Source organism: Actinotalea subterranea (genome assembly GCF_008364845.1).
In the GTDB taxonomy this organism is placed as follows: Bacteria; Actinomycetota; Actinomycetes; order Actinomycetales; family Cellulomonadaceae; genus Actinotalea; species Actinotalea subterranea.
On the sequence record NZ_VTTP01000003.1, the window covers coordinates 569,258 to 591,820 of the forward strand.

31 protein-coding genes are annotated in these 22,563 nt (G+C 71.3%); 12 read left to right on the plus strand and 19 right to left on the minus strand.

Translation table 11 applies throughout. From position 1 onward, the window contains the following. Positions 1 to 87 precede the first annotated feature (87 nt). Positions 88 to 495 (plus strand): nitroreductase/quinone reductase family protein, encoded by a 408-nt coding sequence (locus FZ988_RS08540; RefSeq protein WP_188079031.1) that lies wholly within the window; start codon positions 88 to 90, stop codon positions 493 to 495. A 112-nt stretch (positions 496 to 607) separates the two neighbouring features. Here the strand turns inward: FZ988_RS08540 and FZ988_RS08545 are convergent, their stop codons facing one another. From FZ988_RS08545 to FZ988_RS08575, 7 genes are all read right to left on the minus strand, one after another. Next, positions 608 to 1,813 carry a hypothetical protein gene (locus FZ988_RS08545; RefSeq protein ID WP_149203563.1) on the minus strand — a complete coding sequence of 402 codons (1,206 nt, stop codon included), beginning with the start codon at positions 1,811 to 1,813 and terminating at the stop codon, positions 608 to 610. Between the two features lie 7 nt (positions 1,814 to 1,820). Then, positions 1,821 to 2,459 carry an ABC transporter ATP-binding protein gene (locus FZ988_RS08550; RefSeq protein ID WP_188079032.1) on the minus strand — a complete coding sequence of 213 codons (639 nt, stop codon included), beginning with the start codon at positions 2,457 to 2,459 and terminating at the stop codon, positions 1,821 to 1,823. Beyond that, positions 2,450 to 3,478: a peptidoglycan-binding protein gene (locus FZ988_RS08555; RefSeq protein ID WP_188079033.1), complete on the minus strand. Its 1,029-nt coding sequence runs from the start codon at positions 3,476 to 3,478 to the stop codon at positions 2,450 to 2,452. The genes FZ988_RS08550 and FZ988_RS08555 overlap by 10 nt, the downstream gene beginning before the upstream one ends. Positions 3,479 to 3,506: 28 nt before the next feature. After that, on the minus strand, positions 3,507 to 4,136 hold the full coding sequence (locus FZ988_RS08560; protein WP_149203565.1) for a hypothetical protein: 630 nt from the start codon (positions 4,134 to 4,136) through the stop codon (positions 3,507 to 3,509). An 8-nt stretch (positions 4,137 to 4,144) separates the two neighbouring features. After that, positions 4,145 to 4,453: a hypothetical protein gene (locus FZ988_RS08565; RefSeq protein WP_149203566.1), complete on the minus strand. Its 309-nt coding sequence runs from the start codon at positions 4,451 to 4,453 to the stop codon at positions 4,145 to 4,147. A 149-nt stretch (positions 4,454 to 4,602) separates the two neighbouring features. Further along, positions 4,603 to 5,232, minus strand: coding sequence for a DUF1795 domain-containing protein (locus tag FZ988_RS08570; protein WP_149203567.1), 630 nt, complete (start codon positions 5,230 to 5,232; stop codon positions 4,603 to 4,605). A 79-nt stretch (positions 5,233 to 5,311) separates the two neighbouring features. Beyond that, positions 5,312 to 5,989: a TetR/AcrR family transcriptional regulator gene (locus FZ988_RS08575; RefSeq protein WP_246169327.1), complete on the minus strand. Its 678-nt coding sequence runs from the start codon at positions 5,987 to 5,989 to the stop codon at positions 5,312 to 5,314. A 175-nt stretch (positions 5,990 to 6,164) separates the two neighbouring features. On the opposite strand from FZ988_RS08575, the gene FZ988_RS08580 reads away from it, so the two are divergent. Together FZ988_RS08580 and FZ988_RS08585 are read left to right on the plus strand one after the other, a co-directional pair. Then, positions 6,165 to 8,084, plus strand: coding sequence for an oxidoreductase (locus FZ988_RS08580; RefSeq protein ID WP_149203568.1), 1,920 nt, complete (start codon positions 6,165 to 6,167; stop codon positions 8,082 to 8,084). A gap of 187 nt (positions 8,085 to 8,271) precedes the next feature. Then, positions 8,272 to 8,688 (plus strand): transferase, encoded by a 417-nt coding sequence (locus FZ988_RS08585; RefSeq protein WP_149203569.1) that lies wholly within the window; start codon positions 8,272 to 8,274, stop codon positions 8,686 to 8,688. 27 nt (positions 8,689 to 8,715) lie between these two features. Here the strand turns inward: FZ988_RS08585 and FZ988_RS08590 are convergent, their stop codons facing one another. Together FZ988_RS08590 and FZ988_RS08595 are read right to left on the minus strand one after the other, a co-directional pair. Further along, positions 8,716 to 9,225, minus strand: coding sequence for a GNAT family N-acetyltransferase (locus FZ988_RS08590; RefSeq protein WP_149203570.1), 510 nt, complete (start codon positions 9,223 to 9,225; stop codon positions 8,716 to 8,718). Positions 9,226 to 9,266: 41 nt separating this feature from the next. Continuing rightward, on the minus strand, positions 9,267 to 10,739 hold the full coding sequence (locus FZ988_RS08595) for a vWA domain-containing protein (protein ID WP_188079034.1): 1,473 nt from the start codon (positions 10,737 to 10,739) through the stop codon (positions 9,267 to 9,269). A gap of 283 nt (positions 10,740 to 11,022) precedes the next feature. On the opposite strand from FZ988_RS08595, the gene FZ988_RS08600 reads away from it, so the two are divergent. Continuing rightward, positions 11,023 to 11,586, plus strand: coding sequence for a membrane lipoprotein (locus FZ988_RS08600; RefSeq protein ID WP_149203572.1), 564 nt, complete (start codon positions 11,023 to 11,025; stop codon positions 11,584 to 11,586). Positions 11,587 to 11,599: 13 nt separating this feature from the next. Here the strand turns inward: FZ988_RS08600 and FZ988_RS08605 are convergent, their stop codons facing one another. Continuing rightward, the gene (locus FZ988_RS08605) at positions 11,600 to 11,800 is read right to left on the minus strand and encodes a hypothetical protein (RefSeq protein WP_149203573.1); all 201 of its coding nucleotides are present in this window, start codon (positions 11,798 to 11,800) and stop codon (positions 11,600 to 11,602) included. A 490-nt stretch (positions 11,801 to 12,290) separates the two neighbouring features. Between FZ988_RS08605 and FZ988_RS08610 the strand changes: the two genes are divergently transcribed. After that, on the plus strand, positions 12,291 to 12,701 hold the full coding sequence (locus FZ988_RS08610; protein WP_149203574.1) for an NUDIX hydrolase: 411 nt from the start codon (positions 12,291 to 12,293) through the stop codon (positions 12,699 to 12,701). A 164-nt stretch (positions 12,702 to 12,865) separates the two neighbouring features. On the opposite strand, the gene FZ988_RS08615 is transcribed toward FZ988_RS08610, so the two are convergent. Both FZ988_RS08615 and FZ988_RS08620 read right to left on the minus strand, forming a co-directional pair. Then, the gene (locus FZ988_RS08615; RefSeq protein WP_149203575.1) at positions 12,866 to 13,513 is read right to left on the minus strand and encodes a response regulator; all 648 of its coding nucleotides are present in this window, start codon (positions 13,511 to 13,513) and stop codon (positions 12,866 to 12,868) included. Beyond that, a complete protein-coding gene (locus FZ988_RS08620) occupies positions 13,510 to 14,658 on the minus strand; it encodes a sensor histidine kinase (protein WP_149203576.1) in 1,149 nt (382 codons plus the stop codon). Before FZ988_RS08620 ends, FZ988_RS08615 begins: the two co-directional genes overlap by 4 nt. A 162-nt stretch (positions 14,659 to 14,820) precedes the next feature. Between FZ988_RS08620 and FZ988_RS08625 the strand changes: the two genes are divergently transcribed. Beyond that, entirely contained in the window at positions 14,821 to 15,354 is a 534-nt protein-coding gene (locus FZ988_RS08625; protein ID WP_149203577.1) for a DUF6326 family protein, read from the plus strand. Here the strand turns inward: FZ988_RS08625 and FZ988_RS08630 are convergent. From FZ988_RS08630 to FZ988_RS18500, 3 genes are all read right to left on the minus strand, one after another. Next, the gene (locus FZ988_RS08630; RefSeq protein WP_149203578.1) at positions 15,318 to 15,998 is read right to left on the minus strand and encodes a DUF6348 family protein; all 681 of its coding nucleotides are present in this window, start codon (positions 15,996 to 15,998) and stop codon (positions 15,318 to 15,320) included. The two genes, FZ988_RS08625 and FZ988_RS08630, sit on opposite strands and share 37 nt — an antisense overlap. A 66-nt stretch (positions 15,999 to 16,064) precedes the next feature. Next, on the minus strand, positions 16,065 to 16,748 hold the full coding sequence (locus FZ988_RS08635; RefSeq protein ID WP_149203579.1) for a hypothetical protein: 684 nt from the start codon (positions 16,746 to 16,748) through the stop codon (positions 16,065 to 16,067). A 350-nt stretch (positions 16,749 to 17,098) separates the two neighbouring features. Continuing rightward, positions 17,099 to 17,377, minus strand: coding sequence for a hypothetical protein (locus FZ988_RS18500; RefSeq protein ID WP_188079035.1), 279 nt, complete (start codon positions 17,375 to 17,377; stop codon positions 17,099 to 17,101). A 279-nt stretch (positions 17,378 to 17,656) separates the two neighbouring features. Here FZ988_RS18500 and FZ988_RS08640 point away from each other — a divergent pair, with 279 nt between their 5' ends. Further along, positions 17,657 to 17,965: a hypothetical protein gene (locus tag FZ988_RS08640; RefSeq protein ID WP_188079036.1), complete on the plus strand. Its 309-nt coding sequence runs from the start codon at positions 17,657 to 17,659 to the stop codon at positions 17,963 to 17,965. A gap of 491 nt (positions 17,966 to 18,456) precedes the next feature. Then, complete coding sequence (locus tag FZ988_RS08645; protein ID WP_188079037.1) at positions 18,457 to 18,951, plus strand: hypothetical protein; 495 nt, start codon at positions 18,457 to 18,459, stop codon at positions 18,949 to 18,951. A 193-nt stretch (positions 18,952 to 19,144) separates the two neighbouring features. Here the strand turns inward: FZ988_RS08645 and FZ988_RS08650 are convergent, their stop codons facing one another. Beyond that, positions 19,145 to 19,450: a hypothetical protein gene (locus tag FZ988_RS08650; RefSeq protein WP_149203581.1), complete on the minus strand. Its 306-nt coding sequence runs from the start codon at positions 19,448 to 19,450 to the stop codon at positions 19,145 to 19,147. A 90-nt stretch (positions 19,451 to 19,540) separates the two neighbouring features. Between FZ988_RS08650 and FZ988_RS08655 the strand changes: the two genes are divergently transcribed. Beyond that, positions 19,541 to 20,041 carry a hypothetical protein gene (locus tag FZ988_RS08655; RefSeq protein ID WP_149203582.1) on the plus strand — a complete coding sequence of 167 codons (501 nt, stop codon included), beginning with the start codon at positions 19,541 to 19,543 and terminating at the stop codon, positions 20,039 to 20,041. A 28-nt stretch (positions 20,042 to 20,069) separates the two neighbouring features. On the opposite strand, the gene FZ988_RS18505 is transcribed toward FZ988_RS08655, so the two are convergent. Then, positions 20,070 to 20,234, minus strand: a complete 165-nt coding sequence (locus FZ988_RS18505) for a hypothetical protein (RefSeq protein WP_188079038.1) — start codon at positions 20,232 to 20,234, stop codon at positions 20,070 to 20,072. Between the two features lie 438 nt (positions 20,235 to 20,672). Between FZ988_RS18505 and FZ988_RS08660 the strand changes: the two genes are divergently transcribed. The 3 genes from FZ988_RS08660 (at position 20,673) to FZ988_RS08670 (ending at position 22,131) form a co-directional block, all read left to right on the plus strand. Further along, on the plus strand, positions 20,673 to 21,137 hold the full coding sequence (locus FZ988_RS08660) for a hypothetical protein (RefSeq protein WP_149203583.1): 465 nt from the start codon (positions 20,673 to 20,675) through the stop codon (positions 21,135 to 21,137). Next, positions 21,134 to 21,421, plus strand: a complete 288-nt coding sequence (locus FZ988_RS08665; RefSeq protein WP_149203584.1) for an Imm31 family immunity protein — start codon at positions 21,134 to 21,136, stop codon at positions 21,419 to 21,421. The genes FZ988_RS08660 and FZ988_RS08665 overlap by 4 nt, the downstream gene beginning before the upstream one ends. A gap of 146 nt (positions 21,422 to 21,567) precedes the next feature. After that, the gene (locus FZ988_RS08670; RefSeq protein ID WP_149203585.1) at positions 21,568 to 22,131 is read left to right on the plus strand and encodes a hypothetical protein; all 564 of its coding nucleotides are present in this window, start codon (positions 21,568 to 21,570) and stop codon (positions 22,129 to 22,131) included. On the opposite strand, the gene FZ988_RS08675 is transcribed toward FZ988_RS08670, so the two are convergent. Then, positions 22,124 to 22,327, minus strand: coding sequence for a hypothetical protein (locus tag FZ988_RS08675; protein ID WP_149203586.1), 204 nt, complete (start codon positions 22,325 to 22,327; stop codon positions 22,124 to 22,126). The two genes, FZ988_RS08670 and FZ988_RS08675, sit on opposite strands and share 8 nt — an antisense overlap. A gap of 44 nt (positions 22,328 to 22,371) precedes the next feature. Next, positions 22,372 to 22,563, minus strand: a 192-nt coding sequence (locus FZ988_RS08680; RefSeq protein ID WP_149203587.1) for an integrase core domain-containing protein, incomplete at its 5' end; no start/stop codon positions are given.

The window sequence follows — 22,563 nt, forward strand, 5'->3', positions numbered from 1 at the left end:
GCGCCTGACCGCCGCGCGCGCGAGGATGGCGGTCCGTCGACGTCGACAGGAGGCGCCACCGTGCCGAGCAGGTTCACCCTCGTGGCCATGAACACCGTCCACCGCGCGATGATCGCCGTGTCGTTCGGTCGGCTCGGGTGGCGCATCGGGACCACGCCCGTGCTCGAGCTGACGACGGTCGGCCGCAAGACCGGGCGGCCGCGCTCGACCATGCTGACGTCGCCGCGTCAGATCGGGGACGCGCTCGTCGTGGTCGCCTCACGCGGCGGCGACGACCATCACCCCGCCTGGTTCCTCAACATCGAGGCGAACCCCGACGTGCGGGTCGCGCTCGCCGGCCGGCCGGCGGTCCCGATGAAGGCCCGCGTGATGTCCGACACCGAACGCGCCGACCTGTGGCCCCGGATCACCTCGACCCACACCCACTACGCCGGCTACCAGCGCAAGACCGACCGCGTGATCCCCCTCGTGCTTCTGGAACCCGTCGAGGGCTGAGCGCGACGAACGAGCCGGGCGCCTGATCGGCGACGCACCCTCCCGGAAGCCCGCGCGTCCCAGTGATCGGTGGGACCCGGCCGCGGGGTCGCCGCTCACCGGTCCTTGAGCCTCACCGGTCCTTGAGCACAGCGAGGGCAGGTTGCAGCGGCACGAGTGCGACGAGCGCCGCCCCGGCCGTCGAGCTCAGCGTCGCGACCAGCACGAACCGCAGCACGTGCGGCACCGTGATGGCCGGCTCCACCCCGGAGAGCAGGAGGATCGCGCCGCTGAGGACCACCGCCGCGAGTGCGACCGTGCCGACCAGCGCGCACCACTCGACGAGCCGCATGGTGGTCCGCACCGGCCAGCGCGCCCCGAGCGTCGCGTAGAGGCCTTCCTGCCCGCGGCGCACCCATCGGACGAGCAGCCACAGCATCGCCGCGGCGAGCCCGATCGCCCAGGGGGCGTTGCGCAGGCCGCGACCGTCGTACTCGGCCGCGTAGTCGCGGGCGAACTCCCCGCCGAGGAGCCGGTCCGTGACCACGGCCGGTGTCCCGTCGGCCTGCAGGACGGCAGGGAGCGCCGCGCGCGCAGCCTCGACGTACCCGGGCGCGAGCCGGACGAAGCACGCGTCGGCGGTCCCCTCCGCGGCGACCGTGAGGAGCATCCCGCCGCTGCGCTGCTCCCCGAGGAGCGACAGATCAGTGACGGCGGCGACGGTGAGGACCCCGGCGGGCAGTGCACGCGATCCGTCGGAGCGACCGCCTGGGTCCGGTCCGGCAGGGGACCCGGGCCCTTCGTCGGCGGGAGTGAGCGCGAGCGTGTCGCCGGGCCGCAGGCGCAGCGTCTGCCCGAGGTCGGTGGCCAGGACGGCGCCCGAGCCGACGGGCCCGATCCCCAGGAGGTCGGCGACGCCCTCGGTCGCAGCGACCACGGGGATCGCTGCGCCCGGCGCGGTGACCAGCGCGGCCGGGCGGACCAACCGGGTCAGGGACGCTGACGCCTCGACGCCCGCCAGGTCCGTGAGGCGTTCGCAGGCGAGCCTCGGGACGCCTGCGGCCTCGTTCGTCGCCACGAGCAGGCGTCCGCCCGCGGCTTCCCAGGCGCGCTCGTCCTCGACCATGCGGCTGACCTGCAGCGTGTCGGCGACGGCCGGCACCGTGAAGCCCGCGACGAGGAGGACGGCCAGGAGCGCCGTGAGCCACCGGCCGCAGCGCCAGTTGCGCAGACCCTCGTCGATCGCGACGCGAAGACGCCAGCCGGGTCGCCGGTCCGTCGACCCGCCGCCCCTCGTCGGACGCCGCGCCGCGCCGCGCCGACGGTCGTCCACGCTCATGGGGGGCTCACGGTGCGCTCAGGTGGCCGGAAGCCAAGCGGTACGTCCGGCTGCACCGTGCCGCCACGTCGAGGTCGTGGGTGACGACGATGAGCATGCGGTCGACCGCAGCCCGCAGGAGGGCGTCGACCACGGTCGCACTCGTCGCCTGGTCGAGCTGGCCGGTCGGTTCGTCGGCGAGCACGACGACGCGGCGGCTGACGAGGGAGCGGGCGATCACCACGCGCTGGTTCTCACCGCCGGACAACGTCCGGACCGGCCTGCTCGCATGCTCGGCCAGGCCGACGGCGTCGAGCGCCTCCCGGGCACGTTCGACGGCCTCGGCACGCGACGCACCGTCCGCGTAGGCGCCGACCGCGACGTTGTCGAGCACGCGCCTGTCGGGGAGGACATTCACCGTCTGCAGCACCCACGACGCCTCGTCCGCCACCGGTCGCGGCGGCGTCCCCGGCTCGTCGACGAGGTGGATCGCACCGGACTGCGGGCGCAGGAGCCCGCCGATGAGTGCGAGGAGCGTCGTCTTGCCCGAGCCGGACGGGCCCACCACGGCGAGGCTCTCGCCGCGTTCGACGACCAGTGACACGTCCGTCAGGACGGGCGCGGACCCGGGGTGCGCGTACCCGACACCGTCGACCCTCAGCTGCACGTGACCTCCGGTCGGACCTCGTGCGGGTTGGCGAGCACCTCGCTCACCGGGGTGTCCGGGGCGAGCTCGACGGTCGCGAGCCCGCCGCCCGTCGGCTCGACCACCGTCCCCCGGCCGTGCGCGTCCGTGAAGACGCAGGTCACACCATCGGAGTCGACGACGACGGCTGACGACGGCACGACGAGCACTCGCCGCGGCACGGCGCTGACGACGTCGCCGACCCCTTCCCCGGTGGAGCCGAGCACCTCCGTCACCGCAGCGACGGCGACCGGGTCCGTCACTGCGCCCGACCCGGGGACGTAGGGGGCCCGTACGTCGCCCACGACGAGCGCGAACCCGCCGTCGTCGGCCGGGACGCCACCGACCGGCTCGGCCACGGTCAGGGCGACGGGACGCGCGGGCCCGCGCAGCAGCGGCGTCCCGGCGCCGACCACGTCCCCGGGCCGGACGACCACCTCGACGACCGTGAGCGGCGCGTCGCCGAGCCACGCGACCGTCCCGGTCGAGAACGCGCCACCGAGGTCCTTGCGGCCGACCTCCGTGTTGAAGGCGGCGACAGCCGTGCGGGTCGACCGCCCGAACGTCCCGTCCTCCGGCCCGGAGTAGAGGCCGAGCTCCCGGAGGAAGGTCTGCAGGCGCGCGACGTCGGGCCCCGTGTCCGCCTCGGAGAGGTCCCGCCACAACGGCGCCGGCGCGACCATGCCGACGACGGGCCGGTCGTCGACGGTGCCGATCACGGCGCCGGAGGCCAGGGTGTCGCCCACGGAGACGCCGACCCCCGTGACCGTCCCACCGCGGCTGCTGGTGACCTCGAGCCCGGGCTCCTCCACGACTGCGACACCCACGCCGACGGTGACGGACCGCTCGGAGCTCGTGGCGGGCACCATCAGCGGCTCGGCCGGCACGTCGCTGCTCATCGGGGAGCCCGTCCGGTCGTCGAGCGCCCATGCGGTGCTCACGAGCGCCCCGGCGATGACGACGAGTGCGACCGCGCCTGACGCGACAGCCCGCCGGCTCACGGGTGACCCCGAACAGCGCATCGCCCGGTCACGGCTGGAACCCGGACTCCGCCAGGCAGTCGACACCCTCGTCCTGGACCGCGAACACCGCGAGGAGGACCTGTTCGCGGTCGGCGTCGTCCTCGACGTCGCCGCCGTTGGCCCGGATGCACTCGACGATGGCGGCCCGGTAGGGCTCGAACCGCGCGTCCTGGGCCTCGATCGCCGCGGGTGACGTCTGGTACGCCATCTCGACGAAGAAGCTGTGGGTGTAGATGCACTCGTCCGCCAGTGCGAGCGTCTGGTCGTCGGTCCTCCCCGGTGACGAGCCCGCGAACGAGTAGTCGATCTCCGGGAACCCTCGGGCCTCGCTGACCTCGCCCCCGACGACGTCGATGCCCGCCTCCCGCAGGCACGCCAAGGTGCGCCCGACGGCGGCGTCGTAGTCGGCGAACGCGACCTCGCCGCGTTCGAGGACCGCGATCTGCTCGTCGCTGGCGCCCCGGTTGCGCGCCTCCTCGACGATGCCGCCCGATCCCGCGGCCTCGCCCCCCTCGCCCCCGTCGCCCTCGACGCTCGGCGAGCTCTTGGGTTCGCTCAGCGTGCAGCCCGACGAGAGGACGAGAAGCGCGAGGGCGCCGACGAGCGCGGCCCCGACCCGACGCGATCGGTGAGGCATCACCCTCATCAGTAGCCGGTGTGCTGTCCGCTGATGAGCTCTGCCGCAGCGGTGGACTGTGCGACGTCGCCGCCGTACTTCCAGGAGCTGTAGTAGTTGTTGCTGCTCCAGACCGGGTCGTAGTAGTGGCGGGCGGCCACCTGCGTGCAGCCTCCGCTGACGTCAGTCGTCCTGGCGTAGTCGCCGGAGTACGTGATGTATCCCGCGTAGTTGCAGGCGACCGCCTGCGCGGGCGATCCTGCGACCAGGACGGTCGGGACCAGGAACGCGAACGTGAGGACGGCCGTACGTGCGAAGCGACGTGGACGTGCAGACATGGTTGATCTCCCCCTGACGGGCCCGCGCGTCATCGAGCGAGCTCTCACCGACGGTAGCCCTGCGAGGGACCGGCGACAACGGTCGGCCCCTCGCTGCGAGCGTCGGAGCCCGTGCGCCTCGGGTCGACGGGTGACCGTCCGGGCGGACCTCAGCCTTCGGTGGGCTGGACGGTGAGCATGTACGGGTAGACGGCGTCCAGGGTCTCCTCGAACCGGTCCGATGTGGTCGTGAGCGTGATGACGACGGAACCTGCGGAGCCCATGGCCATGATGCCGAGGAAGTGCGCGCCCCCGCCGCTGTACTCGATCACCGCGAGCTCGTGACCGTCCGGTCCCGTGACGACGGTCGACTCGATGAGCTCGAAGTCCTCGAGCAGCGTCGGCGCGTTCTCGAGGCTGAACTGGACGTACTCGTCCAGGGTGGCGCCCGCAACGTCCTCGGTGAGGACGTTGATGTTCGGTGCGAAGTCGTCGGTGATCTCCCCGACGGACCAGAACTCGATGCCCTCGCCGATGGCCCCGTGCATCGGGTCCCAGTCGGCGGGGACGGTCAGTGTGTAGCGGCCCTCCGGGTCGGCGAACACGGTGCCGTCCAGCGCGGGCTCGTCGGGCGGGGGCGTGTCCGTCTGCGCTGCCGTGTCCGAGCGGCCCGACTTCTGCGGCTTGTCGGCGGCGTCGCCGCCGGTCGGGATGACGCCGCACCCGCCGAGGATCGCGAGAGCGGCGACCACTGCGAGCGCTCTCCGGACGCCGGCATGACGCTGCTGAGTGGTGTTCATGGTGTGCCCCCTGGACGTGGCTGCGGCGTGGTGCTGGCCCGCAGCGTAGCGTCGGGGGGCGACGCGCCGTGGGCAGTCGTCAGGCCGGGAGCCCCGCCCGGATCAGGGCCCCGCCAGCCGTGAGCAGCGTGTCGACGACGTCCTGAGCCCCGCCCCCCTCGCCGGCGACCATCGCGCCGTCGCGCAGCATGATCAGCGCCGTGGCGACGGTCGCGTGGTCACGGACGCCGAGCTGGTCGAGCAGCTCGTCCGCGGTCCGGCGCAACCATTCCCGGTGCACGGCGACGGCCGCGCGCACGCGGTGGTCGAGTGCCGGGTACTCGGCGGTGGCGTTGAGGAACGGGCACCCGCGGAAGCCTGGGCGGCAGACCTCCGCGCCGAGGGCGTGCGCGTAGGCGCGCAGGACGGCTGCGGGGTCGTGCGGGTGCTCCGCGCGCCACCGGGCGACTGCCGACTTCTCGCCCTCGACGAGCGCCAGCAGGTAGGCGGTGACCAGGTGGTCCTTCGTGGGGAAGTGCCGGTAGAAGGTGGCCTTCGTGACGCCGGCCGCCTCCAGGATCACCTCGGCGCTGACCGCTCGGATGCCCTGGCCGTAGAAGAGCGGCGTCGCGGCGTCGAGGATGCGCCGCGCGACGGGGGACTGGCTCCCGTCGCGTGCTGGTCGGCCGAACACGAGCGACGTCGGTGTCGGCGGGTCGAGCGGGGTGCCGAGCATCGAGGCTGGGGAAGGTCCGGTCGCGTGGGCGATCGCGGTCATCGGTCCTCCTCCTCTGTGGGCGCTGACAGGCGGTGGCGGGCACTACTGGTCCGGAGGCTCCTGACCGGTGCCCACGGTACCGGCCGTCATCGAGCGAGCCTTTGGTCCCCAGGATAGACAGACGGGTCGGTCTACCTTCGCGGGGAAGGCACCACGGCACAGCGAAGGAGCCACCATGGCCGCATTCCCCCACCTGCTCGCCCCCGCCACCGTCGGCGGGGTCGAGCTGCGCAACCGCGTGATCATGCCCCCGATGGGCACCGCTCTCGGCACCCCCGAGGGCTACTTCTCCGACCGGCAGGCCGCCTACTACGGGGAGCGCGCCCGCGGCGGTGTCGCCCTGGTCGTGACCGAGCTGACCGCCGCGTGCACCGCGTTCGAGGACCTCACGGGTCTGACCCGCATGGACGACGACGCGTGCATCCCCGGGCTGGCCGCCGTCGCCGACGCGGTCCACGCCGCGGGCGGTCTCCTCGCGGTCCAGCTCACGGCCGGGCAGGGCCGCAACAACCCGTCGTTCACCCCGGAACGCCCCCCGGTCTCCGCCTCGGACAACCCCGACTACTGGGACCCGACCACGCTGTGCCGTCCGCTCGAGACCGACGAGGTGCAGGCGCTCGTGCGGAGCATGGGCGAGGCTGCCGCGCGCTGCGTCGCCGCAGGGGTCGACTGGATCGACGTGCACGGGCACACCGGCTACCTCATCGACCAGTTCCTGGGCCGCCAGTGGAACCGGCGCACCGACCAGTACGGCGGCTCGGTGGAGAACCGCACGCGCTTCGCCACCGAGATCATCCAGGCGATCAAGGGCGCCGCACCGGGTGTTCCCGTGAGCTTCCGTCTCTCGGTCGACAACCACGTGGCGGGTGGGCGCGACGTCGCCGAGGCCCAGCAGATCGCGGTGCTGCTCCAGGAGGCGGGGCTGGACCTGCTCATGGCCGACGACGGCTCCTACGACGCCATGGACTGGGTCTTCCCGCCCTACTACCTGGGCGATGCGTGCATGCTCCCGGCTGCTCGCGCGATGAAGCAGGTGCTGAGCATCCCGGTGATGGCCGTCGGCAACCTCACGCCCGAGACCGCGGAGGCCGCGCTCGCCGCGGGAGACGCGGACTTCGTGGGCATCGGCCGCGGCCTCATCGCCGACCCGGAGTGGGTCGACAAGCTCGCCACCGGTCGGCGCCTGGACGTCCGCCCCTGCATCCGCTGCAACCAGATGTGCATCGGCAACGAGTTCGCCGGCGCGCCGCTCGGTTGCGCGGTCAACCCCGAGGCCGGCCAGGAGCTCACGCTGTCGATCACGCCCGCGGACACGGCCAGGCACGTCGTCGTCGTCGGGGCCGGGCCGGCGGGCCTCGAGGCCGCACGTGTCGCGGGCCTGCGCGGGCACCGCGTCGACGTCTACGACCAGGCGGACCACCTCGGCGGCGTCCTGTGGCCCGCGGCGTCGCCCGAGTTCAAGCGCGAGCTCCGGTCGATGGTCGACTGGTGGGCGCGGCAGCTCGCCGACCTGCCGGTCACCGTGCACCTCGGCACGCGGATCGACGCCACGTCACCCGAGCTCGCCGACGCGGACGAGATCGTCGTCGCGACCGGTTCCGTGCCCTTCGCGCCGCCGGTCCCGGGCCTCGACGGGCCGAACGTCGTCGACGCGCTCGCGGTCCACGAGGGCGCGACGGTGGGCCGCCGCGTGGTCGTCGCGGGTGGCGGGCTCTCGGGCGCCGACCTGGCGCTGGAGCTCGCGATCGAGGGGCACGAGGTGACGATCGTCGAGATGGCCGACGACATCGCGCGGGACATGCTGTTCCTCAACAAGCTGCCGCTCGTCCGCCAGCTCGCCGAGCACGGGGTGCGCGTCCTCACCGGCCACACCGTGACCGAGGTCGACGCCGCGGGACTGACCGCGGCGGGGCCCGACGGCCCGGTCCGGGTCGACGCGGACACCGTGGTCGCGGCGTTCGGTGTGCGACCCGCGACGGGTCTCGCCGAGGCGCTCGCCGGCCGGCCCGGCGTCAGGGCTGTCGGCGACTGCGTGACGCCCGCCAAGGTCGGGGAGGCCGTGAACGCCGGCTACCTCGCGGGACTCGCCGTCTGAGGACGCGCGCGGCTGCATGAGCACGGAGGGCCGGGCCGGGGCATGCGCCTCGGCCCGGCCTTCGTCGTCGGGCCAGTCCCCGTGCCATGTCGGGGACGCGGAGCGGCTCGCCGGTGAACGATGCGGAATCTCCGCAGCCGCCCGGTCGTTATGTCATACCGGAGACAGACGGCAGTGAGGGAGACGCATGGCAGCCAAGGTCGAGTACGAGGACGACGACGGCCGCGTAGTCCGCTACGTCCGGCACGGCAACGGGGGTGGCCTGGTCGCGCCAGGCGCGCTCGTGCACGAGGGCGCGTCGATCGCACCGACCGCCTACGTGGAGGCCGGCGCCCGCGTGGGTGACCGGTCGCGCGTCGCCGACGGCAGCTGGCTCGACGAGGACGTGCTCGTGGGACGGGACGTCGTGGTCGACCGGAACGTCCACCTCGGCCCGCGGACCCGGGTGCACGACGCCGCGCGCATCGGTGCAGGTGCCCGCGTCGGGGCCGACGTCGTCGTCGCGCGGGGCGCCCGGGTGGTCGCCGACGCGATCGTGCCGGACGGCGCGGTCGTCGGGAGCCTTCGCCGGTCCACCCGGTCGGACCTCGGGATCGCCGCCTGACGCCTGCGCGTCACGGTGGTGCAGGGGTCAGCCCGCCGGCGCGTCGCGCGCGAACCAGAGGACCTCCCCACGCTCGTCGGACGTCGTGCGCACGTGATCGAACCCGCCGAGCTTCTCGAGGACGCGCAGGGACGCCGCGTTCCATGGCCGGATGGTGGACCAGATCCGTCGACGACCCGTCGCGAATGCCGCCTCGAGCACCGCTGTCGCCGCCTCGGTCGCGTACCCGCGGCCGTGCGCGTCGGGCAGCAGCTCGTACGCGAGCTCAGGTTCGGCGACGGAGCCGCGGCCGATCACGATCGCCGCGTAGCCCACGGGCGGGCTCCCGTCCCTGGGCCGCAGCACGTACGCGCCGATGCCGTGGGCGCTGGTCAGCTCGTGCATCGCGGCGATGCGCGTCTGGGCGTCCGCCTCGGTCACGGTGCCGCCGCCCCGGGCGGTGAACAGCTCCGCGAGCCATGCGGCGTCGTCGAGCTCCTCGTGGGTCAGGACGAACCGCTCGGTCGCGAGCTCGGCCGGCATCGGGGCGAAGGTCATCGGGCCAGTGAACACGTGGCGGGACGACCACGCGCCGCCGCTCAGGTGGTGACCTGGTGGACGAGGTCGACGAGCTCGGTCACGTCGGGGTCGCCGTCGAGCGCCGCGGGCAGGGTCTCGGCCTCGGCACGCAGGTCCTCGCCGCTCACGACGCTCGACCACGGCCCGCCGACCAGGCGATCCGTGAGCAGCGCGACCACGAGGTCCTGGCGCAGGCGCGGCGACGCCTCACGCGGCGACGTGGCGCAGGCGGAGCCGGCGAGGGTGCTCGAGCGCTCGACGGCGGCACCCGAGTCGTCGAGGTAGCGGACCGTCGCCGTGACGAAGGGCTCGCGGGACTTGCTGTCACGGAGGGCGACCTCGTAGAGCGCCGTCGTCGTGTGCCCCGCGAAGACCTCGCCGCCGTCGACCGCGTCGTTGCGGAAGTCCTCGTCGGCCATCGCGCGGTTCTCGTAGCCGAGGAGCCGGTAGCCGGACACCTGGGCGGGGTCGAACTCGACCTGCGCCCTCGCGTCCGTGGCGGCGACGACGAGCGAACCGGTGAGCCCCGTCGCGAACACGCGCTCGGCCTCGGCCTCGGTGTCGATGTAGACGTGCCAGCCGTCGCCCTGGTCCGCGAGCTGCTCGAGCAGGTGGTCGTTGTAGGTCGTGATGCCGACGCCGACCGAGATGAGGTTGATCCCGGACTTCGCCTCCGTGCTGATGCGGGACAGGATGCCGTCCGGGTCCGTCTCGCCGACGTTCGCGACACCGTCGCTGATGAGGACGACCCGGGTCATCCGGCCCTCGGTGCGCATGGACATCGCCATGTCGTAGCCGAGTGCGAGGCCGGCGGCGGCGTTCGTGGACTCCTGGGGTGCGAGGTCGTCGATGGCCGCGAGCACGCCGTCGCGCTCCGACAGGGATGTGGGCTCGAGGACGGTGCGGGCCTCGGTGGAGTAGCAGACCATGCCCACCCGGTCGGTGCTGCGGAGCGAGGCGACGAGGGTGCGCAGCGCCGTCTTGGTCGTCTCCATCTTCCCGGCGTCGCCCATCGACCCGGAGCAGTCGACGACGAGCGCGAGGTCGGCGTCGTCGCGGGCTGCGTTCGAGACGGGGGCGCTGCTGATGCCGACCCGGACGAGCCGGTGCTCGGGTTCGAAGGGCAGCGCGGCGCCGTCGACGCTGACGCCGAGCCCGCTCTCCGGTGCTGCGTAGTCCTGGGCGAAGTAGTTGACGAACTCCTCGGTGCGGACCTCGCTCGGGTCGATCGACATCCCGTTGGCGACCGCGTCGCGGAAGCGTGTGTAGGAGCCGGTGTCGATGTCGAGCGCGAAGGTCGACAGGGCGTCCTGAGCCGGGTCGGTCAGGTCGGGGTCAACGGCGAGCTCCGAGGTCTCGGGGTCCGGGTAGGGCACGTCGGCGTTGTCCGGCCCGGGCCCGACGGCCTCACGCCCGTCCGACGTGCTGCCGCTCGCCGAGCAGCCCGTCAACGCGACCGCGGCGACCAGCAACGCTCCGGTGAGACCGGTCATCCTGCGGTGGCTGATCCTCATGTCTGCCCCATCTCCGTCGTCGTGGCGTCTTGATCGGACGCTAGGGGGATGGGTGCTCGCTCATGGTCGGAGTAGCCGAGTCGTGACCGGAACGATGGCCTTCCGTGTCCCAGGGGGTACCCGCGTGATCATGGCGTGACCTGGCGTTATGCATCCGGGATACGCGGTGGGCGTCCCGGGTGGACGCCGCGTCGCGATCGACCTCCGTGCATCCGCGACCCGTAGGCGACATCGCGACGGGCTGGCACCGCTACGGTGCCTCGTGACCACCGCTCGGAGCGCTGCCATCGTCCTCGTCGTGCTCGCCCTCGCGGGCTGCGCGGGGAGCCTCGGAACTCGCGACGGTGCGTCGCCGACCGAGATCGCCCGGTGGTCGGCGCCGGTGGGGATCGCCCCGGAGCTCGTCTACGTGACCGAGATCGAAGGGTTCACGCTGAACACGCAGTCCGTTGGCGTGATGGGTGATGACGGCATGTCGGCGATCTACGTGAGGCAGGACGGCGAGGCGCTCTCCATCGTCGCTCTCACGACCTCGCGCGAGGCCGGCCCGGACGACGTGCCGTGCGCCGACCTCCCCGACGCACCGGAACCCGCTCCGGCGCTCCGGTGCGTGGTCGACCGTGGCGACGCGTTCATCGCGCTCGACGGCGAGGGGGTCGCGCCGGCGACCTTGCGTGCCGCCGCGGAGGCGGTACGGGTGCCCCCGCAGAACGATCTCGACCAGCTCTTCTCCGACGTCCCGGTGCCCGAGGAGCCGGTCGAGCGCGGTGACCTGCCGCCCGAAGGTGACGGCGCCCCGATCAACGACGTGGGCGTCGGCGGCTGATGCGGCGCAGCGGTCAGACCGGCGTCGGGCGATCGGTGGTCTGCTCGCCCGGGCGCACCTCGAAGCCGTCGACGTCCCGTCGCAGGGCACCCAGGACGTCGGCGGCGTCGAAGGCCTGTCCCGGCGCGAGGGCTCCGGTGGCGTCGTGCTGGCCCGCGAGCAGGCGGGGCCGCGCCTTCCACGACGATCGGCGCGGTGACCGCGTAGATGTCACGGCCGGTAGCGCGGACACGACGCGTGCGGTCGCCACGACGCGCGACGACGTCCACGACGAATCGCTGGGCTGAGCGCCCGTCCTCGTCGGTGGCCGACGGCGGGGGTGTCGTCTCGTCGTGCAGGTCGTCGAGAGGAGCGGTGTTGAGGTAGGAGTGCAGGTCGCGGACATGCAGGTGCCGGTCGACCGTGATGACCTCGGAGAACGGGAGCTCGACGACGGGCTGGGTGCCCAGGGGCGCGGGGAAGGACCAGGTGCCGGTCGGCGCGGGGTCGGCCAGCGGGGTGACGTCGGCAGGCCTGTGAGGAACGGCGCGGACCGGAAGGATGAAGGAATGGCGGGTCGTGGCGACGTTCTGCGCGCGGTTCGGGGAATGCCGCCAGGCTGAGAGGCCTGTGATGCCCTCCTGGCTGACGCCGCCGCTGGGAGAGACCCACGAGCGCCGAAGGGGCCGCCCTCAGGCTTCGCGGTCGGCCGCTAACGTGCGGGCATGCCCACTGCGAACCGGTACGTCGCCCATGGCCTCGTCGAGCAGGGCGGCGCGTACTTGATCCTCCGACGGCGTGACGGGCGCTACATGGGCGGCCGGTGGGACATCCCCGGTGGGACCGTCGAAGAGGGTGAGTCACCAGCAGAGGCTGCGGTTCGCGAGTGCTTCGAGGAAGCGGGCATCCGCGCCACAGCTGGACCTGAGGTCGCTCACTATGAGAACGCGGACACCGAGGGACGCCCCCTCGTGTTTCACACCATCACGTATCTCCTGCACTCTCCGTCAGCTGTTCCTGAGGTTGTCCTGAGCGCCGAAGAGCACGACGACTTCCGGTGGATGCTGCCGAGCGACGCACTCGGGATGCCGTTGGTGTGGCACGTCGAGCGGACCTTTCGATCCCTGCTGGACTGAGGCCCGGGGCGGCCCAGCCGGGCTGCCGGCGTCATCGGCCGTGCCGCTCGCGTCGTCGCATGGGCGGCGTCATCGGCGCGGCGCTTGCGTGTCATCGATGAGTGCTGGTCGGACACTTGCGAACCTACGCGGAGAACGACGTCCCGTCGGAGCCTCGCCGAGCGCTACACGCGGCCGGTCTCATGGGCCCACATGGCGATCTCCACGCGGTTCCGGGCGTCGAGCTTCCTCATGAGGCTGGCCAGGTGGGCCTTCACGGTGCTCGTGCTGATGTGCAGCTCGGTGGCGATCTCGTCGTTGGTGCGGCCCTTCGCCACCGGGACGAGCACTTCTTCCTCACGGGGCGTGAGCGGCTCGCTGGGCTGCCGTGCGGGTCCGGGCTGCGAGTGCGCGAACGCTGCGAGCAGGCGGACGGTCACGCTCGGCGCGATGAGCGCGTCCCCGTCGGCCGCGGCGCGTATCGCCTGGGTCAGCAGCGCGGGACCGGCGTCCTTGAGCAGGAACCCGCGGGCACCGGCCTTGAGCGCGCCGTGGACGTACTCGTCGAGGTCGAAGGTGGTGATCACCACGATCGGAAGGGGGTCGGCGACATCGGGTCCGGCGAGCCGACGGGTGGCTTCGATGCCGTCCATCAGCGGCATCCGGATGTCGAACAGGCCCACGTCCGGGCGGAGCTCGAGCGCCAGACGCACCGCCTCACGGCCGTCCGCTGCCGCGCCGACCACCTCGATGTCGGGTTGGGCGTCGAGCAGCATCGTCAGACCGGTGCGCACGATGAGCTGGTCGTCGGCGATCAGCACCCGGATGCTCACCGGGCGGTCCAGGTCCTGGGCAGCGTCGCTTCGACCCGCCAGCCACGGTCGGCGCTCGGGCCCGCGTGGAACGTGCCACCGAGCAGCATCGTTCGTTCCCTCATCCCGACGAGGCCGTAGCCTCCGGCCCCGCCGCCGGCCGTCGTCGGGGCCCCGTCGTCGTCCACGGTCAGCCGTACGCCCTCGGCGTCGCCGACGACATCCACGGTGACCCGCGTCGCGTGGCGGGCGTGCCGGCGAGCGTTCGTGACCGACTCCTGCGCCAGGCGGTAGATCGCGGCCCCGACCGCGGGGTTGAGGTCCTCGAGCTCGCCGGAGAGCGTCACCTGGACGTGAGGACGCGCCGCGAGATCGCCGGCAAGCCGCTCGAGGTCGGCCACACCGGGCTGCGGCGCGAGCTCCGCGTCCTGCGAGGCGCGCAGGACGCCCACCATGGCGCGCAGCTCAGTGAGCGTCCGGGTGGCGGCGTCCTCGATGGTGACCAGGGCGTCGACGGCGCGTGCGGGGTCCGAGGAGGCGACGGCACGTCCCGCCTGGGCCTGGATGGCGATGCCGGAGACATGGTGGGCGACGGTGTCATGGAGCTCGCGGGCGAGCTGCTCGCGCTCGCGGGCCTTGGCGTCGTCGATCTCACGCATGCGGTTCCGCGCGTGGTACCGGACAGCGGCGCCGAGCGCCGCCGAGAACAAGAAGAAGGCGTAGGCGGCCACCGCATCCGCCAGGCTCGTCGGGTCTGCCACGAGGCTGACGGTCAACCAGACGACGATGACACCGAGGCCTGTCACCGCCTCGCGACCTGCGCCCCAGCGGAAGAGCGAGTAGGCCAGGACCAGCACCCCGCCGACGCTCGTCAGCAGGACCGCACCCTGCCCCGCGAGGATCCGCACGACGTCGACCACCGTCAGCAGGCCGAACGAGGCGACGACGGCACCAAGCGGGTGAGTGCGTCGCCAGAGCAGGGGTGCCAGGGCCGCGAGCACAGCGACGAGCACCAACGGGCGCGAGACCAGGTCGTCACGGAGCACCGCCTCGGCCACGGACCAGACGGTCAGCGTGGCGACGAGGGCCCAGTCCTGGGAGACCCGGGCGGGCGGGTTCGCCGGTCGAGTCTCGGCCCACAGCCCGTGCAGGACGTCGGTGACCATGCGGCCAGCCTAGGGACGCGCCGAGAGGGGCGGATCAGCCGAAAGCACGAGAAGTCCACTGCACGAACGGCCAGGACAAGTCGGGCTCCCAGGCGGGTGTGCCCGGCACGGGGGGCGGCGATGGTGAAGGAGCCACACCTCACCGAGACACCGGAGCCCATGATGAGAACACCCCGAGACAGCACCGCCGCGCTGGACGAGTCGCGACTGCGGGTGCGAGCCAAGCTCGTCGCGGCGTGGACGGCCTTCATGTTCCTGTACGTCTACGTGGACATCGTGGGCTTCTACGTGCCCGGCAAGATCGAGGACATCCTGGTGGGCGTCGTCTTCGAGTTCGACATCACCCAGGCCTGGGCGATCACCGTGCTGACGCTCATGGCCATCCCCATCCTGATGATCGTGCTGTCCGCGCTGCTGCCGGCCCGCGCGAGCCGGATCACGAACCTCGTCGTCGCATCGGTCCAGGTCCCCTACGCGACGTTCAACGCGGTGGGCGAGTCCTGGGCCTACTACTACTGGCTCGCCGTCGCGTTGGAAGTGATCCTGCTCGCCGTCATCCTCCGGCTCGCCTGGACCTGGCCCCGCCGCGTCGCGTCGCCGGTGAGCACGGGGGCCGAGGGCTTTCGGGAGCCGCGGGCTGGGCGCCCTGGCGCGTTAGGTCACTCGGGAATCGACAAGATGAATGCACGGGCGTAGGCGGGCTGCTGGAAGCGGGGCCAGTCCTGCTGGAGAAGGAGCTCGGCGGCTTGCACCAACGGAGTCCCGTTGAGCCGGACCTCGGCAGTGCTCTGGCCGCGCTGGGAGCCGAAGAAGACGCGGAGTGCCCCTAAGACGGGCCACTCCCTGTGCTCAAGGGCCGGAGCGATGAGGGGAAGGACGGGGTTGGCCATCCACCATTGTTGGAGCTGGTCGGGTCCGTCACCTACTCCCCAGCCAAGGATCGCGCCGTGGATGGCGTGACGACCGGGCAGCCCGCACTCGGCGCTCGAGTAGTGGTCCGCAAAGGTCCCCTCTTGGGTGAGCAGCTCCAGCACCACCGGCGCTGTGGTCTGGAGCCAGGCGTCGACGGCTGCGTTCACGGCGTCGGATCGCGTCGCGCCAAAGCCGGATGCGCGGTCCCAGACGGTCGAGTCGTCGCGAGCTCGGTTCAGGGCGAAGCCGATGTCCAGGTGCGCGGACTGCTCTGTGTCGACAACCTCCGGGTGGGACGCGATGACCAACGAGGTCGTCCCCGGCCCCACCACCTCGCTGCCGTCGACCCGATGGGCGCGGCCCGTCATGCGCTCGAGGCCCTCGGCAATCCTTGCGAGCGGGCCCGGCCCGGCAGCATCGGGTGTCACGGCAACGATTCTCTACCGTGCCGGACTGCTCGGGAGCCGGTGCGCGGTCATGCCGCGAACCGCGTGTCAGGAGGCCCCAACCGCTGGCTGACCGTCGGTCGCCCAGCCGCGCCACTGCGGCGCGCCCTGTTGCGCCGCCTGTTGCGACTCGACCGACAGGCGTTCGTCGCGGGCGTACACGGCGTTCCAGTACCGGACTCCGTCGTCGATGAAGGTCTCGACGGGAAGCTCACTGCCGACCGCGTCGAACACGCGGATATCGCCGAAGGTGACAGTGCCCTCGATGCAGTAGCCAGCGGCCCCGCCGGGGCCCTCGAGACCACACTCGTTGAACCAGTAGAAGGTGTGATGGTCCGTCGGGGTGTCCTGCAGTCGGACCGCGAGGCTTGACTCGGGAGGCCAGTCCGCTGTCAGCTGCGGATCGTCGAAGAACCGCCAACCGTAGATCGAACCTCCCCAGGCCAACGAGTCGAAGAACTGCTCGACCGCCTCGAGGTCGACGAGGGGTATCACTGGCTGATCTGAGACGTGCTTGCCGGCCTGGTCAGCGCGAAGCAGGAATCGGAGCTCGGATGCTGCGGTGAGGCGTAGGCGTCGGCGTCCGTCCTTGAGGAGCGGGCCAGAGCGCGGTAGCGAGAGCACGTGCAGCAGGATGTCCACGTCACCGGACGGCGTCAGCCGCACGCCGACGACGTCCGACTCGTTGAGCGCAACCTCAAGGCGTGACCGTTCGGCGTCATCCCACCGCATGCGCTCATCCTGTCGGATTGGCGCCGGCGCCGAGCAACCACTGAACACCGAGGTTCGCCGACGAGATCTTCGTCGCGGTGGCCTGCCGGGGCTCAACGTCTCCCGCTCGCGCTTCTGGGACTGGTCGACCCGCCCGCCGTCGGCTCTAGCGGTCGCCGACGCCGGCCCCGGACCACTGCGCGATACGACCCGAGTGCGCCACCCTGAACCGACACCCCAACTGCATCCTGGCCGCGCCCATGGCCTCCGGGGTCTTCACGCCCCGAGTACTGGATTCGCCACGGCGTTCCGCAGCCTTGCCTACACGGATATCAACCCAGAGGCACTGATCTGAACCCCCTTACGGCACGCTATGGCATGCCACCCGGGGCTGACTCGGTGGGTTCCTCGTGGCCTCGGGCGCGGCGGAGCAGGTCCGCATAGGCCTCGTCGGGGCTGCTGCCGCCGCCGACGTCGTGGCGCGTCTCCCAGAACCTCAGGCACGTGACGTCGTCCGCGTTCCACTCGTTCGGGAGCTCGCTAGGGGTGAGGGCGAACGCCAGCCACTCGCCGGGCTCGTAAATGCCGCCATACCGGGCGCGCGTGATCGTGACCGGGCACGGGTGTGCATCCCGGGCCCGAGTCGTCATGAGCCGATCCTTCCAGCCGCCAGTGGTGTCGTCACCGCTCCGTTGCCTATCGACCGTGCGAGGCTCGTCATGGTGGCCGCCGGATTCCTCGAGCGGACCGCCGACCTCCGCGCGCGGATCGCGCGAACGGCAGTCTCCGCCGGGCGTCTCAGAATTGGACCCCTCCCACGCGCGGATGCGCTCCTAGGCTTGGCGCGTGCTCAGGGACATCGCGCAGGTTCGCGCCACGACGCAGCTCGTCGCGGCGGACCTTCAGCGGGTCTTGGGGACCACCTGGTCGTGCGAGCTCAGCAGATGGTGGGTCTCCTCAACGCGGCCGTCGACGACGGCGATTGGCTCTCGACCGAGGACCTGGCCGCCGGGCTGAGCCGGGTCGGCGAAGCCGCCGCAGTTCCCGTTCTCACGCGGGCGTGGAGCCGCACACTCCACTCCCACGCGCGGGCCGCCTATCTGCGGTCGCTCACAGTCCTGCGCGCGGACGGACTCGCAAAGCTGTACGCGGAGGCGGTTGACGACTGCGAGAGCGAGGTCCGGGGACTGACCAGCTGCCCGCACGATCTGACGACTCGGGACGACGGCGCGAACTGACCCAAGGCGCCAGGAGCCCGCCGTCGGCCGTGCATCGTTAGTGTTGGGCGAGTGTCCGATGCGCGAGCGGCGTCGGCGGTCTCGAGGCGATGGCGGGCTGCGAATCTGCTTGCACCACGGTGCCGGTGGTTGCTTCCCCGGTCCGTGCCAACTCCCGCGTCCAGTCCGTCATCGACGGTCTGCCAGCCATGGGCTCGGACCGCCGCCTCTGCCGTCGTGCCCTCAACGCGGTGCACTGTTCTCGTCATCGAAGCCGTCTAGCTGTTGTGGCTCATGAGGTGGTGACGCCCGCCGGGGTGTGAGGGAGGGCTAGGCCCGGCGGCAGGATGGAAGTGCGACCAACGATCGAGAAGTGGGGATCCGGCCGGACCGCGACTCATCGTGAGGGGTGGCCGCACATGCCACGATCCGGCATGGCGGCATACCGCTACACGGTCATGCCGGGCTCGGGGCGCCAGCCCGTGGTGACTTCCTTCTGCCACGATGGCTCCATGTCATACGACCTGGCGGTGTGGGCAGGGACTGCACCGGCTAGCGCCCGCGCCGCGACCGATGAGTACGAGCGGCGCATGGACGCCCTGGAGGCCTCGCTTGACCAAGCCGGTGGGCCCCCGTCTGCCACTCCGGCCATCCGGGCGTTCGTCGAGGCCGCGCTCGCTCGGTACCCGGACCTGGACGACGACGCTGGTGATGAGTGTCCGTGGGCGAGTTCGCCGCTGATCGGCGAAGCCGCGGGTGACTTCATCTACTTCCCGATGACGTTTTCCGGCGCCACGTACGCGAGGGACGTGCTGGCGGCCATTGCGCGAGACCAGGGACTCGTCTGCTACGACCCTCAGATTGAGCGGCTACTGCCTGCTTCAGATGCCACGTCGGCGTCTGAGATCGGAGCGAGGGCAGCCGCGGCGATGAAGGCACACGGCGAAGAACATCTCGTGCGGCCGAGCCAAGGCGGTTGGCTTCGCCGGTTGTTCCACCGAGGCTGAGTCCCGCCTGACTGGAAGACGCGCGCAGTCGTTCGGTGGCGCTGCTCGACACCGTCCGCCCAAGCGTCCGCTCATGCCGCTGCGGCTCGACGGCATGGCGTCGAGCGCTCGTCCCGAATCGGGGCGCTGCCATTGTGGCGCCGGCGTCGGTCGCCGCCAGCTTGGCGGCGTGCCCGTCGCGTCAGCCAGGCCCCTATGTGGCCAGGCCGATCACGAGGTCCAGAGGGAGGTGCAGCGCGAGCTCCCAGGTCTCGTCGTCGCGGCCCACGAGGATCACGGCGGTGTTCGTGGCCTCGTCGTCTCGGCACCAGAAGACGCGATTTCCCAGGGCCGTCCCCGCGGCGATCGACCTCCGCTGAAGCCACCAGGCCGACGGGATCCCGGCGAGCAACTGCAGGTCGCTGCGCTGGATCCGGATCAGAAGCGAGACACCGTCGGCGGAAACGGTGAGCAGTCCGTCGGGCTCGTCGTAGTCGACGCTGGGTCGGTCGTCGCGCATGCGAGCGAGTCTGCCAGCGAGAGTTTGCGGACACGCCGCCGTCGGGACACGTTGCGCGGCACGCTGGCCTTTGCCGCCATGCTGGACGGCGTGGAGATCGCAGTGAATGCCGCGATGGAGCCGGTCTTCCGGGCAGCGGCCGCAGACGACTGCGAGCCCGGCCTGCCGTCCGACCTGGAGGAACTCGTCCGGGCCGGGCTCGTCCGCTCCGGCGGGCGCCTCTATTTCGCACGCCCGGAGCACAAGACGCCCCCGCCGAGCCCCCTTGATGACTTCGAGTCCGAGCGATGGGTGAACACGATTCACCTGGACACCCAGACACCCGCATCCGACCCGTCATGGCGGATCGAGCTGCTTCGCCATGGGCTGACAGTCGCCAGACGTCTCTTGCCGCAGGCCATCACCCTCACGCGGCTGCCCGTGCAGATCGTCGTCAGCCTTCAGTCGGCCCCTGATGGCGTCGATCCCGAGCTCGACTTCGCCACAGGAGCCGTGCACCTGGCCCTCATTCGCGCGCCACACGACGACGTCGCTGCACACATTGACGGCTTCGGGCAACCTGTGATTGCCATGACGGCGACCGCGAGGTGAGCACCCGGTCATGCCGCTGCTCGCGCGGTCAGTCGTCTTCTTCGGCGCGCAGGTCGTCGATCAACCAGAGCAGTGCGGACACGGCGCTCGAGTAGCGCAGGTATCGCGGGTTCTGGTTCGACTTCGGTTCACAGTCGTTCCGCTGGCGGCGGAGTGACTCGACCATCCGCTCGAGATCGTCGATCTTCGACATGGTGTCAGCCTGGCCGGAGCCAGCTCGGGAGGCAACGTCCGCTGCTGCCGCGCCGCGGGCACACATTGCCGCTCAGAGGCGGTGCCACACCAAGCCGTCGGGGAAGCTCCCGCGAGCGAACTCCTGGACAACCACGCGCCCGGTCTTGCACGAGACGCGAAGGAGCTGGCGACGGTCGCAGTCTCATCGAGAGCGGGCACGTCAATAGCTGCGCCCGGGATAGGTCCCACCCCTGGAGCAGGGAGACCATGCCGGCTCTTCGCAAACGAGGGTGTTGCAGCGTGGAGCGAGACGATGTCTCGTGCTCCGCGGCTCCGGGCGTGGGTCGTGAAGTACTCACGTGAGTACTCGACGACTCACGCTTGTGCTCCGTTGCGGCTCGACGGCCCGCGCCCCCGGATTGCGGCCATCTCGCGCGCGCTCGGGCAGGATGCTCGTGTGGACGTGACCTTCGTACGAGCCAAACACGGTACTCCCTACGTGCGTCTCGGGCTGGGGTGGGTCGGGTTCGACGAGGCTCTCGCTGACGCGGTGAGCCCTCTGCCGCCGCGGGGCTCTGCGGAGCTGTCGGTCTCCACGTACTGGATCGACCGTGCGCTCTCGCAGGTGCGCCGGATGGTGACCGCAGGAGAGACGGGCCCGTTCCAGGGAGGGAACGCGACGGCGTTGTCCGTCGTCGAGGGCCAGGTCGTCGCTAGTTCGGACTACGACATGTTCGACCCAGAGGTAATGACGGTCGCGGCCTTCGAGGAGGTCCTGCAGGCGTGGCGTGATGAGGTGGTCCGGGTGCGTGACAAGGAGCGCCCACAGATCCCGGAGACCTACCGCCGCAATCCCTACCCGGGCGACGACGAGCGCGCGGCGCCGCGCTCGTCGGAAGGTGAAAGGGGGACACGACGTTGAGCGATGACGAGAGTTGCGACGAGCGGCCGTTCAGCCTCGACTTCTTCGAGGTCGTGGTGGTGCGCCCTGGTGCCGCTGACAACCTCCTTGCTGCCCGCGGGGCTGTCCTTGGGCGGACACGTGACGACGACGGCACCGAGTTCTACGCGGCCCAGCTCGATGGGTCGATAACGACCTCAATGGCTGCTCTCTCCGATCTGGAAACCACAGGCGAACGCCGACGGCGGGAGGACTTCTATGACGGAGCCTGCAGCAGCGTGAGCCGCCTCGGCGAGCGGCTCTGAGCTGTGGGTTGGTTCCCCCGGTCCGCGTCACACTCCCGCGTCCAGGCCGTCATCGACGGTTTGCTGCGCCCTGGGAGAAGCGCTGACGACATCTGATATGCCGATGATCGAACCGGCCAAGGCGCTCCCCGGGGCATGATCTGTTCATGGTGAATCGACTCACATTGGTGCCAGGAGAGTCGCGCAAGTTCGGGCCGCACTTCTGGGAGCCGATGGTCGATGGACAGGCGCCGCGAGCGATCCTCGCTAGCGCAATCGGTAGCGACTCGATGGACGGCGCCGTCGGTGACAACGTTCCGCTGTTCGTGCACAACTGGCCGGTCGGGATGTTCGATGACGCTCGAGGCCTGCTCGGGGAGGCCCCCGCACCACTCGCCAACGGCCGCGTCCCGATCTTCATCTGCGCGGCGTGCGGCGACCTGTCGTGCGGTGCGATCACGGCGGCGGTCGAGTGGAACCCTGACACGGTGGTCTGGCGCGACTTCGGATGGGACACGGCCGGCGGGCGTGATGACGACGACCCTGAGGACTACCTGTTCGTTGGCCCGCTGGTCTTCTCGCGCTTGGAGTACGAGGCCGAGGTCCGTCGGTTCATCGAGACGTTCGACCAAGTCCGGGCCGCAGTCCCACCTCGTGATGAAGCGGCCAAGACTCGGCGTGAAGGCACCCCGGCTCCGAGGCGCCACCGATGGTGGTGGCCCTTCACCTGAGAGTCACGCGCGCGGGCCCGACGACACACCAGGGCATTGGTGCGGGCGCCTGAGCAGGTGGTCGGGAGAGCATCCAGCTGCGGACGGCAGCAACTTCCTCGAACGTGGCGATCAGGCCGTCCCGGTTGGTGCGGATGCTCAGCTCGGCCGCCACCTCGTCGGCGAGGAGGGCGTCGAAGATCGCCAGGGCCGTCACCCTCGCGGCGTGGACGGTGGTGCCATCGAGGGAGCGCCAGACGCCTAGGTGTACTGACCCGGCAGGTTGATCAATCGGGTGACTGGTGGCTTGTTCTCGCAGGCGGTGTGGGGTCGGTGGTGGTTGTACTCGTGGAGCCATGCTGCCAGGGCGGCTCGGCGTTCGGCTTCTGAGGTGTAGCAGCGGGCGTAGCCCCAGCCGTCGGCCATGGTGCGGTGGAAGCGTTCGATCTTGCC

Bases quoted from the DNA above. Each gene is read 5' to 3' on its own strand.
- FZ988_RS08565 (WP_149203566.1), bottom strand. From the start codon at position 4,453: ATGTCTGCACGTCCACGTCGCTTCGCACGTACGGCCGTCCTCACGTTC.
- FZ988_RS08590 (WP_149203570.1), bottom strand. From the start codon at position 9,225: ATGACCTTCGCCCCGATGCCGGCCGAGCTCGCGACCGAGCGGTTCGTC.
- FZ988_RS18500 (WP_188079035.1), bottom strand. From the start codon at position 17,377: ATGACGACTCGGGCCCGGGATGCACACCCGTGCCCGGTCACGATCACG.
- FZ988_RS08635 (WP_149203579.1), bottom strand. From the start codon at position 16,748: ATGCGGTGGGATGACGCCGAACGGTCACGCCTTGAGGTTGCGCTCAAC.
- FZ988_RS08650 (WP_149203581.1), bottom strand. From the start codon at position 19,450: ATGCGCGACGACCGACCCAGCGTCGACTACGACGAGCCCGACGGACTG.
- FZ988_RS18505 (WP_188079038.1), bottom strand. From the start codon at position 20,234: ATGTCGAAGATCGACGATCTCGAGCGGATGGTCGAGTCACTCCGCCGC.
- FZ988_RS08585 (WP_149203569.1), top strand. From the start codon at position 8,272: ATGGCAGCCAAGGTCGAGTACGAGGACGACGACGGCCGCGTAGTCCGC.
- FZ988_RS08570 (WP_149203567.1), bottom strand. From the start codon at position 5,232: ATGAACACCACTCAGCAGCGTCATGCCGGCGTCCGGAGAGCGCTCGCA.
- FZ988_RS08580 (WP_149203568.1), top strand. From the start codon at position 6,165: ATGGCCGCATTCCCCCACCTGCTCGCCCCCGCCACCGTCGGCGGGGTC.
- FZ988_RS08645 (WP_188079037.1), top strand. From the start codon at position 18,457: ATGTCATACGACCTGGCGGTGTGGGCAGGGACTGCACCGGCTAGCGCC.
- FZ988_RS08595 (WP_188079034.1), bottom strand. From the start codon at position 10,739: ATGACCGGTCTCACCGGAGCGTTGCTGGTCGCCGCGGTCGCGTTGACG.
- FZ988_RS08610 (WP_149203574.1), top strand. From the start codon at position 12,291: ATGCCCACTGCGAACCGGTACGTCGCCCATGGCCTCGTCGAGCAGGGC.
- FZ988_RS08670 (WP_149203585.1), top strand. From the start codon at position 21,568: ATGGTGAATCGACTCACATTGGTGCCAGGAGAGTCGCGCAAGTTCGGG.
- FZ988_RS08625 (WP_149203577.1), top strand. From the start codon at position 14,821: ATGAGAACACCCCGAGACAGCACCGCCGCGCTGGACGAGTCGCGACTG.
- FZ988_RS08620 (WP_149203576.1), bottom strand. From the start codon at position 14,658: ATGGTCACCGACGTCCTGCACGGGCTGTGGGCCGAGACTCGACCGGCG.
- FZ988_RS08575 (WP_246169327.1), bottom strand. From the start codon at position 5,989: ATGACCGCGATCGCCCACGCGACCGGACCTTCCCCAGCCTCGATGCTC.
- FZ988_RS08540 (WP_188079031.1), top strand. From the start codon at position 88: ATGAACACCGTCCACCGCGCGATGATCGCCGTGTCGTTCGGTCGGCTC.
- FZ988_RS08545 (WP_149203563.1), bottom strand. From the start codon at position 1,813: ATGAGCGTGGACGACCGTCGGCGCGGCGCGGCGCGGCGTCCGACGAGG.
- FZ988_RS08560 (WP_149203565.1), bottom strand. From the start codon at position 4,136: ATGCCTCACCGATCGCGTCGGGTCGGGGCCGCGCTCGTCGGCGCCCTC.